The organism is Streptomyces pimonensis, assembly GCF_041380215.1.
Lineage (GTDB): Bacteria > Actinomycetota > Actinomycetes > Streptomycetales > Streptomycetaceae > Streptomyces > Streptomyces pimonensis.
Genome location: NZ_JAHWZY010000001.1, coordinates 267,440 through 283,067, shown reverse-complemented (window position 1 = coordinate 283,067; position 15,628 = coordinate 267,440). Strand labels below are relative to the sequence as shown.

Below are 15,628 nucleotides of genomic sequence, written 5' to 3'. Positions count from 1 at the left end.
CCGCTGACTAGCGGCGCTTCGACTTCCGGTCGTCCTTGACGTGACCCCGGAAGGTGCGCGTCGGCGAGAACTCGCCGAGCTTGTGGCCGACCATGGACTCGGTGACAAACACCGGGATGTGGGTCTTGCCGTTGTGCACCGCGATCGTGTGGCCCAGCATCGCCGGGACGATCATCGAGCGACGGGACCAGGTCTTGATGACGTTCTTGGTACCGGCTTCGTTCTGGACGTCCACCTTCTTCATCAGGTGGTCGTCGACGAAGGGTCCCTTCTTCAAGCTACGAGGCATCTCAACCCGTCCTTAGCGCTTCTTGTTCGTCTTGCGGCGGCGGACGATGTACTTGTTCGACGCCTTCTTGGGCGAACGAGTACGGCCTTCCTTCTTGCCCCACGGGGACACGGGGTGGCGGCCACCGGAGGTCCGGCCCTCACCACCACCGTGCGGGTGGTCGACCGGGTTCATGACGACACCACGGACGGTCGGGCGGACGCCCAGCCACCGCTTACGGCCGGCCTTGCCCCAGTTGATGTTGGACTGCTCGGCGTTGCCGACCTCGCCGACCGTGGCGCGGCAGCGCTGGTCGACCAGACGGATCTCTCCGGACGGCATGCGGAGGTGGGCCATCGAGCCCTCCTTCGCGAGCAGCTGCACGGAGGCGCCGGCGGAGCGGGCGAACTTGGCGCCGCCACCGGGACGGAGCTCGATCGCGTGGATCGTGGTACCGACCGGGATGTTGCGGAGGGCCAGGTTGTTGCCCGGCTTGATGTCGGCCCCGGGACCGTTCTCGACGCGGTCGCCCTGCTGCAGGTTGCGCGGGGCGAGGATGTAGCGCTTCTCGCCGTCGGCGTAGTGCAGCAGCGCGATGCGCGCGGTGCGGTTGGGGTCGTACTCGATGTGCGCGACCTTCGCCGGCACGCCGTCCTTGTCGTGACGACGGAAGTCGATCACGCGGTAGGCGCGCTTGTGGCCACCGCCCTGGTGGCGGACGGTCACACGACCGGAATTGTTACGGCCGCCCTTGCTGTGCAGGGGACGGACCAGCGACTTCTCCGGCGTGGACCGCGTGACCTCGACGAAGTCGGCGACGCTGGAGCCACGACGGCCCGGAGTCGTCGGCTTGTACTTGCGGATACCCATTTCTCAGTCCTCGTCCGATATCGGACGATCCTGACCGCTTACGCGGTCGGACCGCCGAAGATGTCGATACGGTCGCCCTCGGCGAGGGTCACGATCGCGCGCTTGGTCGCCGCGCGCTGGCCGAAGCCGGTGCGGGTGCGCTTGCGCTTGCCGACGCGGTTGATCGTGTTGACCCCGGTGACCTTGACCTCGAAGACCGCCTGGACGGCCTCCTTGATCTGGGTCTTGTTGGAGCCCGGCGCGACGATGAACGTGTACTTGTTCTCGTCGATGAGCGCGTAGCTCTTCTCGGACACGACCGGCTTCAGCAGGACGTCACGGGGGTCCGTGAACGCCTTGCTCGCCGGGGTGACGACGGTGTTCTTGCCTTCGGCCTCGTGGCGGCGCGCCTTGGCGACGCGGGCGGCCTTGGCCGCCTTGGCGGCCTTCGAGGCGATCGAGGGGTGACGGGCAGCCATCAGACCTCGCTCCCTTCGTTGTCGTTGGCCTTGTTCGGGCCGGCGACGAAGGACTCGAAAGCGGCCTTGGTGAAGACCACGTCGTCCGAGACGAGAACGTCGTACGTGTTCAGCTGGCCCGGCTCCAGGATGTGGACCTGGGGCAGGTTGCGGGCGGACAGCCACGCGGCCTCGTCGGCGCGGTCGACGACCAGGAGCAGGTTCTTGCGCTCCGAGATCTTGCCGAACAGCGTCCTGGCGGCCTTCGTGGAGGGGGTCTCGCCCTCGATCACGCCGGAGACGACGTGAATGCGGTTGTGGCGCGCCCGGTCGGTGAGGGCGTGACGCAGGGCGGCAGCCTTCATCTTCTTGGGGGTGCGCTGGGAGTAGTCGCGCGGCACGGGACCGTGCACGACGCCACCACCGGCGAACTGCGGTGCGCGGGTCGAACCCTGACGGGCGCGACCGGTGCCCTTCTGGCGGTACGGCTTCTTGCCGCCACCACGGACTTCACCGCGGGTCTTGGTCTTGTGGGTGCCCTGGCGGGCAGCGGCCAGCTGCGCGACGACGACCTGGTGGATCAGCGGGATGCTGACCTTCTCAACGTCGAAGATCTCCGCGGGGAGCTCGACGGTACCGGCCTTGTCGCCCGCCGGCGAAAGGATGTCAACAGTGCTCATCGGTTACCTCAGGCCCCCTTGGCCGCGGTGCGGACCAGGACGAGGCCGCCGTTCGGACCGGGAACCGCGCCCTTGATGAGCAGCAGACCCTTCTCCGCGTCAACGGCGTGGACGGTCAGGTTCTGGGTGGTGACCCGCTCGTTGCCCATGCGACCCGCCATGCGCAGGCCCTTGAACACACGACCCGGGGTGGCGCAGCCACCGATGGAACCGGGCGAGCGGTGCTTGCGCTGGGTGCCGTGTCCGGCGCCGAGGCCCTTGAAGTTGTGACGCTTCATGACACCGGCGAAGCCCTTGCCCTTGCTCTTGCCGGTCACGTCGACCTTCACGCCGGCCTCGAACACCTCGGCGGTGACTTCCTGGCCCAGCGTGTACTCGGAGGCGTCCGCGGTGCGGATCTCGACGAGGTGACGACGGGGGGTGACGTCGGCCTTGGCGAAGTGACCCTTGAGGGGCTTGTTCACCTTGCGCGGGTCGATCTCGCCGAAGGCGATCTGGACCGACTCGTAGCCGTCGGCATCGTTCGTACGGACCTGGGTGACGACGTTGGGGCCGGCCTTGACGACGGTGACCGGAACAACACGGTTGTTCTCGTCCCACACCTGCGTCATGCCGAGCTTCTCGCCCAGGATGCCCTTGATCTGCTTTGCCATCTCTCAGATCACCGGCCTCAGAGCTTGATCTCGATGTCGACACCGGCCGGGAGGTCGAGTCGCATCAGAGAGTCAACGGTCTTGGGGGTGGGGTCGAGGATGTCGATCAGGCGCTTGTGCGTGCGCATCTCGAAGTGCTCGCGCGAGTCCTTGTACTTGTGCGGCGACTTGATGACGCAGTACACGTTCTTCTCAGTGGGCAGCGGCACCGGGCCCGCGACCGACGCACCAGTGCGGGTCACCGTCTCGACGATCTTCTTCGCCGAGGAGTCGATGACCTCGTGGTCGTAGGCCTTGAGCCGGATGCGGATCTTCTGTCCCGCCATGGCTACTTCGTAGTCCTGTCTCTCTTTACGCTCCGGAACCCGATGCTCCAGGGCTCGTCCTCCGACCCACGCGGTCGGGTGTGTCGCACTCCCGTCGACATGAATGTCCCTTGTTCGAACATCCCCGCGGGATTGACACGGCCCTACCCGAACCATGGACCGGGGGCGAAAGGCCCACCGGGCGCCTGGCCGGCGCCGCGCAACGCTTCCCGGAAGATTCCCGTACGTCCGTTCCTGATCAGGAACGACGAGTACTGTGGGACTCGCTTCCGGTCCTCCCGGCGGGAGGCGCGCAGCATCAACACTCGACCGAGCAACTCGGACAGTCTGCCACACGGGGACCGGGGCTGGCCAATCGAGCGGAAGAGATTACCCCGTAAGTGACGGGGATCAAACGCGGACGCCCCTGAAGCGGCGCGGCGGCCGGCCGGGGCCGGGGCGCTCCACCGGTACGGAACCGGAGGAGCCGTTGCACCGGCGGCCTCCCCGGCACCGTCCCCACGCGGGTTCGCGGACGTCGCCGTCGCAGGGCGGGCCGGGTGTCCGGCGAGCCGCTCGCCGGTGCCGCCGGGGGTCCGCTTCGCATGCCGGCGACGGACCCGGACCCGCGCCCGTTCCCGGGGCGGCGGGTCCGGCCCGCGGGTTCCCGCACCATCTCGGACTTCGCCGTTCCGGGCGGCCCGAGTCGCAACGGGTACCGCCCGACGGCAGTGTCACCAGCAAGGTCCGTACGACGTCGGCGCGCCCCCGGAACCGCCGGGACGGCTCGTCGCCGATCGCCCGCAGTCTCTTGGCCGTGCCCTCCCCTTCTCCTTGCGCACGCCCCGCGGCCCCCGGTCCACGGTGCCGTACGCCGCGGGGCCGGACCGGCCTCGGGGATGCCGACGGTGTGGCCTTCCGCCGGGAATCCCCCGCCTTCTTCACCTCGGTGTGCGCGACGTAGCGGGCGTTCTCGTCCGACGGGTCGACACCGGTCGCCGCGGCCTGCAGGGCGGCGCCGAAGCCCGCGCGGCTGTCACCGTCCACACCGAGTGTGTACGTGCTCGCCTCGGCCCCCTCCCGCTCGTGCAGGGTGACCTCCCAGTCCCGCTCCCGCATGAGGTACTTCATGCGTTCGTCGGAGCCGAGGCGGTCCGCCGCGGCGGCGGGGTCCCGGCTCATGACGCCGAGCATGCCGTCCACCGGGTCGTTGGCGAACCAGCCGTCCCGCTCTCCGCTGCACTCGTGCTTAAGGAGCCGGGACCGGAGGCCGCGGCGGGTGGAGGCGAGCGGGAGCGGCGAAGTCCACCGCGGTCCGACTGCGCCTGGAGGGACGCGGACTGTACTCGTGTGCGACTCCGCCACGCGGGGCGCGACCGGCCGCGACGGGGCCGCGGACGACCGACGGCACGTCGCCGTACCTCCCGGCGGAGCGCTCGGCCCCGTTCGGCGACCGTGAGCAGCAGCGCCGCGTCCTCCGGGGCCTCCGGGCCGTGCCGGGCGGGAGGGATGACGATCAGGTCGCCCGTGCGCCCCTCCCGGTCGGTGGCGCCCCTGGTGGGACGGACGCGGCCGCGCGGGACCAGGAGAGGCCCCGCCGGGGCCGTCGTGCTCGGCGGGGGCGGTGCCGGCGGTCAGTGCGAGGAGGGTCTGGCGCAGAGTGTGCCCGGGGCCGCCGTGGCCGGTGGTGTCGCCGCGGCCGTCGGGGGCGGTGGCGGCGCGTTCCAGGTGTGCGCGGGCGAGGGCGTCGAGGGGTGTCTCCCGCATGGTTCCGGCCTTCCCGAGGCGTCCCGCGCTCGGCCGGGCCGTGTGGGGGCACGTCGCGGCGTACGGGGCTGTCCGAGCCCTCCGGGATACTGGCGCGGTGCCGTCGACACCGCCGTCCCCGCAGCCCATCACGCCCGACCCGCCGGAGGCGATCGCGCGTCCGCTGCTCACCCAGTCGTGGCTGGACCTGACCTTCGTGCACTGGGCGGTGGATCCTGCCGACGTGGCGCTCCTGCTGCCGCCGGGCACCGTGCCCGACACCCTGGACGGTGTCACGTACGTCGGTCTCGTCGCGTTCCGGATGCACCGGGTGGGGTGGCTGCGCCTGCCGGGCGTCCCGTACCTCGGGAACTTCCCGGAGACCAACGTCCGCCTGTACTCGGTGGACGCGCACGGGCGGCGCGGGGTCGTCTTCCTCTCCCTGGACGCCTCCCGGCTGATCCCGGTGGCGGTCGGCAGGCTGGGGTTCCGGATGCCGTACCTCTGGTCCCGGATGCGGGTGGAGCACCTCGACGGCGGCACGGTGACGTACACCAGCAGCCGGCGCTGGCCCGGGCCGCGGGGCGCCGGCGGACGTATCACCGTACGCAGGGGCGAGCCGATCGAGGAGCCGACCGGGCTGGAGCACTTCCTCACCGCCCGCTGGGGCATGCACGGCGCCTTCTTCGGGCGGTCGATGTACCTGCCCAACGCCCATCCGCGCTGGCCCCTGCACCGGGCCGAGCTGCTGGAGTGCGAGGAGGACCTGGTCGCCGCGGCCGGGCTGCCGAGGCCGGCCGGGGAGCCGGTGAGCGTGCTGTACTCACCGGGCGTCCCCGCCCGCTTCGGCCCCCCGGCCCGTCCGGCCGGCATCCCCACACCCTGACGGTGCGAGGCGGGTGCGTCAGATGACGCCCTGCGCGAGCATCGCGTCCGCCACCCGCTCGAAGCCGGCGATGTTCGCACCGGTCACGTAGTCGCCGGGGGCACCGTAGCGCTCGGCGGTCTCGGCGCAGGTGGTGTGGATGTCGGCCATGATGCGGGCCAGCTCGTTCTCGACCTGGTCGGCCTTCCACGACGTGCGCGACGCGTTCTGCGTCATCTCCAGCGCGCTGACCGCGACACCGCCCGCATTGGCCGCCTTGCCGGGGCCGAAGGCGACGCCGGCCCGCTGGAACAGCTGCACGGCCTCCGGCGTGGTCGGCATGTTCGCGCCCTCGGAGACCGCCTTCACGCCGTTGCGGATGAGGATGTCGGCGTCCACGGCGTTCAGCTCGTTCTGGGTCGCCGACGGCAGGGCGACGTCCGCCGGGACCTCCCAGACCCGCCCGCCGGGCACGAACCGCGCGGAGGCACCCCTGCGCTCCGCGTACGCGCTCACCCGGCCGCGCTCGACCTCCTTGATCTGGCGCAGCAGCTCCAGGTCGATGCCCTTCTCGTCGACGACGTAGCCGCTGGAGTCGGAGCAGGTCACCGGGTTGGCGCCGAGGGCGGCCAGTTTCTGGATGGTGTAGATCGCGACGTTGCCGGAGCCGGAGACGACCACGGTCTGCCCCTCCAGGTCCTCGCCGCGGGCGCGCAGCATGGCCTCCGCGAACAGCACGTTGCCGTACCCGGTCGCCTCCGGGCGGATCAGCGAGCCGCCCCAGCCGGCGCTCTTGCCGGTCAGCACGCCGCCCTCCCAGCGGTTGGTGATCCGCCGGTACTGGCCGAAGAGGTAGCCGATCTCGCGGGCGCCGACGCCGATGTCGCCGGCCGGAATGTCGGTGTACTCACCGATGTGCCGGTACAGCTCGGTCATGAAGGACTGGCAGAAGCGCATGACCTCCGCGTCGCTGCGGCCCTGCGGGTCGAAGTCGCTGCCGCCCTTGCCGCCGCCGATGCCGAGGCCGGTCAGGGCGTTCTTGAAGATCTGCTCGAAGCCGAGGAACTTGATGATCCCGAGGTTCACGGAGGGGTGGAAGCGCAGGCCGCCCTTGTAGGGGCCGAGGGCGCTGTTGTATTCGATCCGGAAGCCCCGGTTGACGTGGACCCGGCCCTGGTCGTCCTGCCACGGCACCCGGAACATGATCTGCCGCTCCGGCTCGACCAGCCGCGCGACGAGCCCCGGCTCGGCGTACTCGGGGCGCGCGGCGAGCACCGGGGCGAGGGTGTCCAGCACTTCGCGTGCGGCCTGGTGGAACTCGGGCTCCGCCGGGTTGCGGCGCTCGATCTCGGCACGGAGCAGGTCGAGCGAGGTCTTGGGGTCGGGTCGTGAGGTCACGAGGGTCCCTTTCTGGCGCGGCTGACACCGATACGGTGACCGGTGATGGGCGCTCGGCGCCGTTGCCGCGCGCAGGACAGCGGCCGGTTGGGGGCGATCGCCCAAGGCGGCCAGCTTTCCAGTGTTACCCCTGTGTAAACCGGAACGGCAAGAGGCTCGTCCGATTGTCCGCCATCTGAGACCCCCGCACGGAACACGGAACGCCGCAGCGTCCCACTCCCCGTATGCGATCGGGAGCGGGTGTGCGCCCCTCGGGGGAGTCGGACCCGGGTCCTCCTGGGTCACCGGACCCTCTCCGTGTCCTCGGGAGGCCGTCCCCGCGGCGCGTGGCCGCCTGAGGCGTCCCGCCGCCTGTCGTCGAGGCGTCGTTCGCCCGTCAGCCGGGTGAGGCGCTTCCTTGTCGACGTCCGCTCCGGATCCGGCCCTCGCTCACTTCGGCCGGGACGGCCTGCGCCGGTTCGGTACGGCCGGCGCGTACGGGGTGCGGCTGCCCGGGCCCGCACGGACGCTGCTGGAGGAGGTCGGCGTGCCGGTGCACGTCGCACCGTACTTCCGCGCGTCCGGCGTGGGGGACGCCCTGGTACCGGGGAAACTCGCGGGGCACCGGGGGCGGGAGCGCCGCCGGACCGGTTCTGGCTATCGTGACGGTCACAAACTGAGAAGGCCGACTGACCGGCGAGCCGAGGGGAATCGACGTGGATCAGCAGGACTCCGGCATGGACGCTCCCATACGGATCGACACCGGCAAGCCGCATCCCGCGCGGATGTACGACTGGTTCCTCGGCGGCAAGGACAACTACCCGGTGGACGAGGAGCTGGGCAGGCAGCTCGTGGCGTTCGCGCCGCCCATTCCGGTCATGGCGCGGATGAACCGGGCGTTCATGCACCGTGCCACCCGCTGGGTGGCCGGCCAGGGGGTGCGCCAGTTCCTCGACATCGGGACGGGCATCCCGACGGAGCCGAACCTGCACCAGGTGGCTCAGGAGGTCGCCGCCGACGCACGGGTCGTGTACTGCGACAACGACCCGATCGTCCTGGTCCACGCCGAGGCGCTGCTGCGGGGCACTCCCGAGGGGGCCGTCGACTACGTGCAGGCGGACGCCCGCGACACCGCCGCGATCGTCGAACGGGCCCGCAGGACGCTGGACTTCGAGCGGCCGGTCGCGCTCTCCCTGATCGCGCTGCTGCACTTCATCGGCGACGAGGACGGGGCGTACGAGCTGGTGGAGCGGCTCAAGGAGGCGCTGGCACCCGGCAGCTACCTGGTCATGTCCCACCTCACGCCCGACTTCCACCCGGAGGAGGCGTCGAAGAAGGTGACCGACCTGTACCGGGCGGGCGGGCTCACCATGGACATGCGCAGCCGGGACCGGTTCGCCCGGTTCTTCGAAGGGCTGGAGGTCGTCGACCCCGGCATCGTGGCGGCCGAGGAGTGGCACCCGGAGCTCGGTGAGCCGGTCCCCGGGCAGGAGGGTGTCCACAGCGGGGCATACGTGACGGTGGCCCGCAAGGTGTGAGCTCCGCCGGACGCCGGGAGGAGGACCGTCCCCGGACCGGTCGTGCGCGGCCGGTCCCGGGGTCTCCGGGGGGCGTCCTCAGCCCTTCCGGTGCCTGCGGCCCTTCCCGCACAGCCGTCCTCCCGGGCCCGCCCCGGCCCGTGCCTCCGCCCGGCCTTCCACTCGACCCTCCGCCCGGAACCGCTGAGCCGTCCGCGACCGGAACCAGGAAAGGTCCGTCAGTCCGCGGTCCCGGCTCCCCCGGCCGGCGCGAAGATCTCCGCCGTCGACGTCGCGGTGAGGGCCCTCGTGAACCACAGGTCCAGTACGTCGGGGTCACCGCAGCCGGCGATCCGCTCCCGGTCCTCTTCGCTGACCTCGACGCTCCGGTGACCCAGCAGACGCAGAAGGGCCTTCGCCTCACCCTCGGCCCGGCCCTCGGCCCGGCCCTCGGCCCGGAGCTGCTGGGCGGTCTGCGACTGGAAGAACGAGAGGTCGACGGCCATGAGATGCCTCCAGAGATCCGCGGCCGGCGTCATGCCGAGGCCTTGTTCCATGAGTTCGATGAAGGTGCCTGCGGTGTTCTCGTCGTCGGCCGACAGGCCTTTCAGTGCCTTTGCCAGCGCATTCAGTATGGCATCGGCCTCCGGCTCGCAACGGTGAAGTGCCGCCGACAGGATCGTGAGCGGGATGTCACGAGCTGCTTCGTCGGGACTGTCGATCACCGGCAGGTCGTCGGGCCCCAGAACCAGGGGCCGCAGTGTGAGCGAGGGCCACTGGCGTGGGCCGATGTCGAACTGCTGGGCCGCCCAGGCAGCCGCCTTCCGGTCCGGGCACACGACGAGGAGCACCGGCGGAACGCGGTACTTGGCGTACACGTGGGAGAGGTAGTAGGCCCAGCTGGCCGGCTTGTGCCGGCTCGGCTTGCTCTGCGACTCGACGGCCAGGACGAAACTGCCGTCCTCGGTGTCCATGCGCAGCAACGTGTCCACCCGCCGCTCCAGCGGCCGGGTCTCCGTGAGGTCGGTGGAGAGTTCGGAGGCGGACACGGGTGGGGGGAAGGCGACGCCGAGGTTCCTGGTGACGCGTGCGAAGAGGCCCGGTTCCTGCTGGAAGATCCGGTGCAGGGCCTCATGGGATGAGCTGACCATGCGGCGAACCTACGGGCGCAGCGGCATAAGCCATGCACATATGCGGCACCGTTCACGCGACCGAGCGACCTGATCGGCACCGCGGTGACGCCCGAGAGTGCCGCACAGGCGAAAGGGCCCGCACGACCGAAGTCGTGCGGGCCCTCTCAGGTGCTCGCGGCAGGAGCTACCGGGTCAGATCAGCAAGCTCACTTGTTGATCTTGGTGACCTGGCCGGCGCCCACGGTCCGGCCACCCTCACGGATGGCGAACTTCAGGCCCTCCTCCATGGCGACGGGCTGGATGAGCTCCACCTTCATCTCGGTGTTGTCACCCGGCATGACCATCTCGGTGCCCTCGGGGAGGGTCACGACGCCGGTCACGTCCGTCGTACGGAAGTAGAACTGCGGGCGGTAGTTGTTGAAGAAGGGGGTGTGACGGCCACCCTCGTCCTTCGACAGGATGTAGGCCTGGGCCTCGAACTCGGTGTGCGGGGTGACCGAACCGGGCTTGATGATGACCTGGCCGCGCTCGACGTCCTCGCGCTTGATGCCGCGGAGCAGCAGACCGACGTTCTCACCGGCCTGGCCCTCGTCGAGCAGCTTGCGGAACATCTCGATACCGGTGACCGTGGTGGTGGTCTTCTCGGTCTTGATGCCGATGATGTCGACGGTCTCGTTGACCTTGAGGACACCACGCTCGATGCGGCCGGTGACGACCGTACCGCGACCGGTGATGGTGAAGACGTCCTCGATCGGCATCAGGAACGGCTTGTCGACGTCACGCTCGGGCTGCGGGATGGACTCGTCCACGGCCTTCATCAGCTCGAGGACGGAGTTGCCCCACTCCTTGTCGCCCTCGAGGGCCTTCAGCGCGGAGACCTTGACGACCGGAACGTCGTCGCCCGGGAACTCGTACTCGGAGAGCAGCTCACGGACCTCGAGCTCGACGAGCTCCAGGATCTCCTCGTCGTCCACCATGTCGGCCTTGTTCAGGGCGACGACGATGTACGGAACGCCGACCTGGCGGGCCAGGAGCACGTGCTCCTTGGTCTGCGGCATCGGGCCGTCGGTGGCGGCGACCACGAGGATGGCGCCGTCCATCTGCGCCGCACCCGTGATCATGTTCTTGATGTAGTCCGCGTGACCGGGGCAGTCGACGTGGGCGTAGTGACGCGTCTCGGTCTGGTACTCGACGTGCGCGATGGAGATGGTGATACCGCGCTGGCGCTCCTCGGGAGCCTTGTCGATCTGGTCGAAGGCCGAGGCCTCGTTCAGGTCCGGGTACGCGTCGTGCAGCACCTTGGTAATGGCGGCCGTGAGGGTCGTCTTACCGTGGTCGATGTGACCGATGGTGCCGATGTTGACGTGCGGCTTAGTCCGCTCGAACTTCGCCTTCGCCACGGGGGTCCTCCTGAGAGTGGTTCTGGTACGCCTTACTCATCGGCGCCAGGTGATCTTTGCTGGGAAACCCGGACCCGGGGCATTCCGCCGGGTTGCGACGGAATGCCCACTTGCAGGCTCCGGGGTCAAGCCTAAAGCGTGCGAACGGAGTCCGTGGAACGGAGTCCCTTACTCGCCCTTGGCCTTCGCGATGATCTCCTCGGCGACGTTCCGCGGAACCTCGGCGTAGGAGTCGAACTGCATGGAGTAGCTGGCGCGGCCGGACGTCTTGCTTCGCAGGTCGCCGACGTAGCCGAACATCTCCGAGAGGGGTACGAGACCCTTCACGACGCGGGCACCGGCCCGCTCCTCCATGGCCTGGATCTGGCCACGGCGGGAGTTGATGTCGCCGATGACCTCACCCATGTAGTCCTCGGGCGTGGTGACCTCGACGGCCATCATCGGCTCCAGGAGCACGGGCGAAGCCTTGCGCGCGGCCTCCTTGAAGGCCTGCGAACCGGCGATCTTGAACGCGAGTTCGGAGGAGTCGACCTCGTGGTAGCCGCCGTCGATGAGCGTGACGCGGACGCCCGTCATCTCGTAGCCGGCCAGGATGCCGAACTGCATGGCCTCCTGCGCACCGGCGTCCACCGAAGGGATGTACTCCTTCGGGATGCGGCCACCGGTGACCTTGTTCACGAACTCGTAACTGGCGTCGCCGCCCTCGATCGGCTCGATCGCGATCTGCACCTTGGCGAACTGACCGGTACCACCGGTCTGCTTCTTGTGGGTGTAGTCCACGCGCTCGACGGCCTTGCGGATCGTCTCGCGGTAGGCGACCTGGGGCTTGCCGACGTTGGCCTCGACCTTGAACTCACGGCGCATACGGTCGACCAGCACCTCGAGGTGCAGCTCGCCCATGCCGCCGATGATGGTCTGGCCCGTCTCCTCGTCCGAGTGGACCTGGAAGGACGGGTCCTCCTCGGCCAGACGCTGGATCGCGACGCCCAGCTTCTCCTGGTCGCCCTTCGACTTGGGCTCGATGGCGACCTGGATGACCGGTGCCGGGAAGTCCATGGACTCCAGGATGACCGGGTTCTTGTCGTCGGACAGCGTCTCACCGGTGGTGGTCTGCTTCAGGCCCATGACGGCGACGATGTCGCCGGCGCCCACCGACTCGATCTCCTCACGCTTGTTGGCGTGCATGCGGTAGATCTTGCCGATGCGCTCCTTCTTGCCCTTGACGGAGTTCAGCACGGCGGTGCCGGACTCCAGGCGGCCCGAGTAGACCCGGACGAAGGTGAGCTTGCCGAGGTGCGGGTCGCTCATGATCTTGAAGGCGAGCGCGGCGAGCGGCTCGTCCTCGGACGGCTTGCGCCTGACGACGGTCTCGGCGTCCTTCGGGTCGTGACCCTCGATGGCCTCGACGTCGAGCGGGGTCGGCAGGTAGCGCACGACCGCGTCGAGCAGGGGCTGGACGCCCTTGTTCTTGAACGCGGTACCGCAGAACACCGGGGTGACCGTGGTGTCGCTGGACTTGCCGGAGGCGATGGTGATGCGACGGATCGCGGCGTACAGCTGCTCCTCGGTGGGCTCCTGGCCCTCCAGGTACAGCTCCATGATCTCTTCGTCGTTCTCGGCGACGGCCTCGACCAGCTTGCCCCGCCACTCCTCGGCGGCCTCGGTGTGCGTGGCCGGGATGTCGACGACGTCGTACATCTCGCCCTTGGCCGCCTCGGCGGACCACACGAGCGCCTTCATGCGGACCAGGTCCACGACGCCCTGGAAGTCGGCCTCGGCACCGATCGGGAGCTGCATGACGAGCGGCTGGGCGCCCAGCCGGTCCGAGATCATGTCCACGCAGCGGTGGAACTCGGCGCCGGTACGGTCCAGCTTGTTGACGAAGCAGATGCGCGGGACGCCGTAGCGGTCGGCCTGACGCCACACCGTCTCGGACTGGGGCTCGACACCGGCGACACCGTCGAACACGGTCACGGCACCGTCGAGCACACGCAGGGAACGCTCCACCTCGACGGTGAAGTCGACGTGCCCGGGGGTGTCGATGATGTTGATCGTGTAGTCGTTGTCCTCGAGCGGCCAGTGGCAGGTGGTGGCAGCAGACGTGATCGTGATGCCACGCTCCTGCTCCTGCTCCATCCAGTCCATGGTGGCGGCGCCGTCGTGGACCTCACCGATCTTGTACGACACACCGGTGTAGAACAGGATCCGCTCGGTGGTGGTCGTCTTGCCCGCGTCGATGTGGGCCATGATCCCGATGTTGCGGACCTTGGCCAGGTCAAGTGAAGTGGTAGCCATAAGGCTTCAGTCTTCTCTCGGTCTCGATGTGGGTAGCGACTACCAGCGGTAGTGCGCGAAGGCCTTGTTGGACTCGGCCATCTTGTGCGTGTCCTCGCGCTTCTTCACAGCGGCACCGAGGCCGTTGGAGGCGTCGAGAAGCTCGTTGAGCAGACGCTCGGTCATGGTCTTCTCGCGACGGGCGCGGGAGTAACCGACCAGCCAGCGCAGCGCGAGCGTGTTGGCGCGACCGGGCTTGACCTCGATCGGAACCTGGTACGTCGCACCACCGACACGGCGGGACTTGACCTCGAGGGTCGGCTTGATGTTCTCCAGCGCGCGCTTCAGCGTGATGATCGGGTCGTTGCCCGTCTTCTCACGCAGACCCTCCATGGCGCCGTAGACGATGCGCTCGGCGGTGGAGCGCTTGCCGTTCAGCAGCACCTTGTTGATCAGGGAGGTCACCAGAGGAGAACCGTAGACCGGGTCGATGATGACCGGGCGCTTCGGGGCGGGGCCCTTACGAGGCATTCTTACTTCTCCTTCTTGGCGCCGTAACGGCTGCGAGCCTGCTTGCGGTTCTTGACACCCTGGGTGTCGAGCGAACCGCGGATGATCTTGTAGCGAACACCCGGCAGGTCCTTCACACGGCCGCCGCGCACGAGCACGATGGAGTGCTCCTGCAGGTTGTGTCCCTCACCCGGAATGTAAGCGGTGACCTCGATGCCACTGGTCAGACGCACACGCGCGACCTTACGCAGGGCCGAGTTCGGCTTCTTCGGGGTGGTCGTGAACACACGCGTGCAGACGCCACGGCGCTGAGGGGAACCCTCGAGTGCGGGCGTCTTGTTCTTCTCGACCTTGTCCTGCCGGCCCTTGCGGACCAGCTGCTGGATCGTAGGCACTACTTCTCCGGTTTCTGTGTGCCGAATGGTGAAGCTAACCTGGAACGTCGCCGACCCACGCGGTCGGGTGTGTCGAATCCCGCGAACCTCCGCCGGAGGGCGGAAGGAACGTGTGGATTGCGGTGGCCGTTCATCGGCCCCCGGTGCGGTGTGATGGCACGCACGAAGACCAGGGCACACCCCAGGCACAAGGTCTGAGCGTACCTATCGCACGGACTCCGGTCAAAACAAATGGAGCCCGGCCCGGCGCGCCGGACGTGCCGGTTCCGTCCTCGGCCTCCGTCCGCACGGGCCTCCCCTCACGTGGCGCCTTCGGCTCCTTGGCCGATTCGCGTCCTTGCCACGGGCCGTGGTCGGTACTTTGATCCGTCCGCCGTACACGAACGGGGGCCACTTGATGAAGCCGACTCCGCACGGGCCGGACGACGGGGGCCTGGAGGACCGGGTGCCCTTCCTGGCACGCCTGGAGAACCAGGACCGCACCGCGCTGCTGTCGCTCGGCCGCGAGCTGCGGTTCGCGCCGCGCTCCGCACTGCTGCACCAGCTCGAACCCTCGTCGCACGTGCTGTTCCTGGTACAGGGCTGGACGAAGGTGACGGCCGCGGCGGCCAACGGGTACGAGGCGCTCCTCGCGCTGCGCGGGGCGGGGGACGTGGTCGGCGAGTCCGCCGCGCTGACCGGGCGGCCCCGGTCGGCGACGGTGACCGCGCTGGAGCCGGTGCGGGCGGTGGCCGTGGAGCACGAGCGCTTCAAGACGTTCCTGGGCCGCTCCCCGGCGGCGTCGTTCGCCCTGCTGGCTCTCACCGCGGACCGTACGCGGGCGGCCGACCGGCGGCGCCTGGAGTTCGCGTCGATGAACGTGCGCCAGCGCTTCGCGGTGCTCCTGCTGGACCTGGCGCGCAGCCACGGACGACGTACGCCCGACGGCGTCGAGCTCTCCGTCCCGCTCAGCAAGCAGGAACTGGCGGGGTCGGTGGGCGCCTCGCGGGAGATGGTACAGCGGCTGCTGCGCGAACTGCGTGAGAAGGACGCGGTCTCCACGGGCCGCCGCACCCTGCTCATCAGTCGCCCCGACGTCCTGCGCCGGATCGCCGCCACGGACCACCCGGCCGCGGCGGTCCCCGGCCCGCAGCGCCCCCTCTCCCACGAGACCGCGAGCTGACCGGCACGCCACCGGACGCGTCGCGCCGGCGCGCGG

General features: G+C 69.3%; 15 protein-coding genes. 3 read left to right on the top strand and 12 right to left on the bottom strand.

Annotation, left to right across the window (positions count from 1 at the left end; translation table 11 throughout):
- Positions 1–7: 7 nt before the first annotated feature.
- The 6 genes from rpsS to rpsJ are packed head-to-tail and all read right to left on the bottom strand — an operon-like array spanning position 8 to position 3,234.
- A complete protein-coding gene (rpsS, locus tag KYY02_RS01365; protein ID WP_108954814.1) occupies positions 8–289 on the bottom strand; it encodes a 30S ribosomal protein S19 in 282 nt (93 codons plus the stop codon).
- A gap of 12 nt (positions 290–301) precedes the next feature.
- Positions 302–1,138 (bottom strand): 50S ribosomal protein L2, encoded by an 837-nt coding sequence (gene rplB, locus KYY02_RS01360; RefSeq protein ID WP_004927281.1) that lies wholly within the window; start codon positions 1,136–1,138, stop codon positions 302–304.
- Positions 1,139–1,176: 38 nt separating this feature from the next.
- On the bottom strand, positions 1,177–1,596 hold the full coding sequence (gene rplW, locus KYY02_RS01355) for a 50S ribosomal protein L23 (protein ID WP_030220990.1): 420 nt from the start codon (positions 1,594–1,596) through the stop codon (positions 1,177–1,179).
- Positions 1,596–2,255, bottom strand: a complete 660-nt coding sequence (gene rplD, locus KYY02_RS01350; protein ID WP_371235511.1) for a 50S ribosomal protein L4 — start codon at positions 2,253–2,255, stop codon at positions 1,596–1,598. The genes rplW and rplD overlap by 1 nt, the downstream gene beginning before the upstream one ends.
- Positions 2,256–2,263: 8 nt before the next feature.
- Positions 2,264–2,908 (bottom strand): 50S ribosomal protein L3, encoded by a 645-nt coding sequence (gene rplC, locus KYY02_RS01345; RefSeq protein WP_371235510.1) that lies wholly within the window; start codon positions 2,906–2,908, stop codon positions 2,264–2,266.
- 17 nt (positions 2,909–2,925) lie between these two features.
- Positions 2,926–3,234 carry a 30S ribosomal protein S10 gene (gene rpsJ / locus KYY02_RS01340; RefSeq protein ID WP_003948644.1) on the bottom strand — a complete coding sequence of 103 codons (309 nt, stop codon included), beginning with the start codon at positions 3,232–3,234 and terminating at the stop codon, positions 2,926–2,928.
- A gap of 1,843 nt (positions 3,235–5,077) precedes the next feature.
- Between rpsJ and KYY02_RS01335 the strand changes: the two genes are divergently transcribed.
- Complete coding sequence (locus KYY02_RS01335; RefSeq protein WP_371235509.1) at positions 5,078–5,845, top strand: YqjF family protein; 768 nt, start codon at positions 5,078–5,080, stop codon at positions 5,843–5,845.
- Positions 5,846–5,863: 18 nt separating this feature from the next.
- On the opposite strand, the gene gdhA is transcribed toward KYY02_RS01335, so the two are convergent.
- Entirely contained in the window at positions 5,864–7,222 is a 1,359-nt protein-coding gene (gene gdhA / locus KYY02_RS01330) for an NADP-specific glutamate dehydrogenase (protein ID WP_371235508.1), read from the bottom strand.
- 695 nt (positions 7,223–7,917) lie between these two features.
- Between gdhA and KYY02_RS01325 the strand changes: the two genes are divergently transcribed.
- Positions 7,918–8,739: an SAM-dependent methyltransferase gene (locus KYY02_RS01325; protein ID WP_371235507.1), complete on the top strand. Its 822-nt coding sequence runs from the start codon at positions 7,918–7,920 to the stop codon at positions 8,737–8,739.
- Between the two features lie 218 nt (positions 8,740–8,957).
- Here the strand turns inward: KYY02_RS01325 and KYY02_RS01320 are convergent, their stop codons facing one another.
- From KYY02_RS01320 to rpsL, 5 genes are all read right to left on the bottom strand, one after another.
- Positions 8,958–9,869 (bottom strand): RpnC/YadD family protein, encoded by a 912-nt coding sequence (locus KYY02_RS01320; RefSeq protein ID WP_371235506.1) that lies wholly within the window; start codon positions 9,867–9,869, stop codon positions 8,958–8,960.
- A gap of 188 nt (positions 9,870–10,057) precedes the next feature.
- Positions 10,058–11,251 (bottom strand): elongation factor Tu, encoded by a 1,194-nt coding sequence (tuf, locus tag KYY02_RS01315; RefSeq protein ID WP_030823490.1) that lies wholly within the window; start codon positions 11,249–11,251, stop codon positions 10,058–10,060.
- A 168-nt stretch (positions 11,252–11,419) separates the two neighbouring features.
- Positions 11,420–13,546 carry an elongation factor G gene (gene fusA, locus KYY02_RS01310; protein WP_371235505.1) on the bottom strand — a complete coding sequence of 709 codons (2,127 nt, stop codon included), beginning with the start codon at positions 13,544–13,546 and terminating at the stop codon, positions 11,420–11,422.
- A gap of 39 nt (positions 13,547–13,585) precedes the next feature.
- Positions 13,586–14,056, bottom strand: coding sequence for a 30S ribosomal protein S7 (gene rpsG, locus KYY02_RS01305; RefSeq protein ID WP_003992340.1), 471 nt, complete (start codon positions 14,054–14,056; stop codon positions 13,586–13,588).
- Positions 14,057–14,058: 2 nt separating this feature from the next.
- Complete coding sequence (gene rpsL, locus KYY02_RS01300) at positions 14,059–14,430, bottom strand: 30S ribosomal protein S12 (protein ID WP_003948652.1); 372 nt, start codon at positions 14,428–14,430, stop codon at positions 14,059–14,061.
- Positions 14,431–14,827: 397 nt separating this feature from the next.
- Between rpsL and KYY02_RS01295 the strand changes: the two genes are divergently transcribed.
- A complete protein-coding gene (locus KYY02_RS01295) occupies positions 14,828–15,592 on the top strand; it encodes a Crp/Fnr family transcriptional regulator (protein ID WP_371235504.1) in 765 nt (254 codons plus the stop codon).
- The last annotated feature ends 36 nt before the right edge of the window (positions 15,593–15,628 follow it).

What these genes read in the sequence shown, in the direction of transcription:
- KYY02_RS01320 (WP_371235506.1), bottom strand. Translation starts at nt 9,869, where the DNA reads ATGGTCAGCTCATCCCATGAGGCCCTGCACCGGATCTTCCAGCAGGAA.
- rpsG (WP_003992340.1), bottom strand. Translation starts at nt 14,056, where the DNA reads ATGCCTCGTAAGGGCCCCGCCCCGAAGCGCCCGGTCATCATCGACCCG.
- rplD (WP_371235511.1), bottom strand. Translation starts at nt 2,255, where the DNA reads ATGAGCACTGTTGACATCCTTTCGCCGGCGGGCGACAAGGCCGGTACC.
- rplB (WP_004927281.1), bottom strand. Translation starts at nt 1,138, where the DNA reads ATGGGTATCCGCAAGTACAAGCCGACGACTCCGGGCCGTCGTGGCTCC.
- rpsS (WP_108954814.1), bottom strand. Translation starts at nt 289, where the DNA reads ATGCCTCGTAGCTTGAAGAAGGGACCCTTCGTCGACGACCACCTGATG.
- rplW (WP_030220990.1), bottom strand. Translation starts at nt 1,596, where the DNA reads ATGGCTGCCCGTCACCCCTCGATCGCCTCGAAGGCCGCCAAGGCGGCC.
- KYY02_RS01295 (WP_371235504.1), top strand. Translation starts at nt 14,828, where the DNA reads ATGAAGCCGACTCCGCACGGGCCGGACGACGGGGGCCTGGAGGACCGG.
- rpsJ (WP_003948644.1), bottom strand. Translation starts at nt 3,234, where the DNA reads ATGGCGGGACAGAAGATCCGCATCCGGCTCAAGGCCTACGACCACGAG.
- fusA (WP_371235505.1), bottom strand. Translation starts at nt 13,546, where the DNA reads ATGGCTACCACTTCACTTGACCTGGCCAAGGTCCGCAACATCGGGATC.
- rplC (WP_371235510.1), bottom strand. Translation starts at nt 2,908, where the DNA reads ATGGCAAAGCAGATCAAGGGCATCCTGGGCGAGAAGCTCGGCATGACG.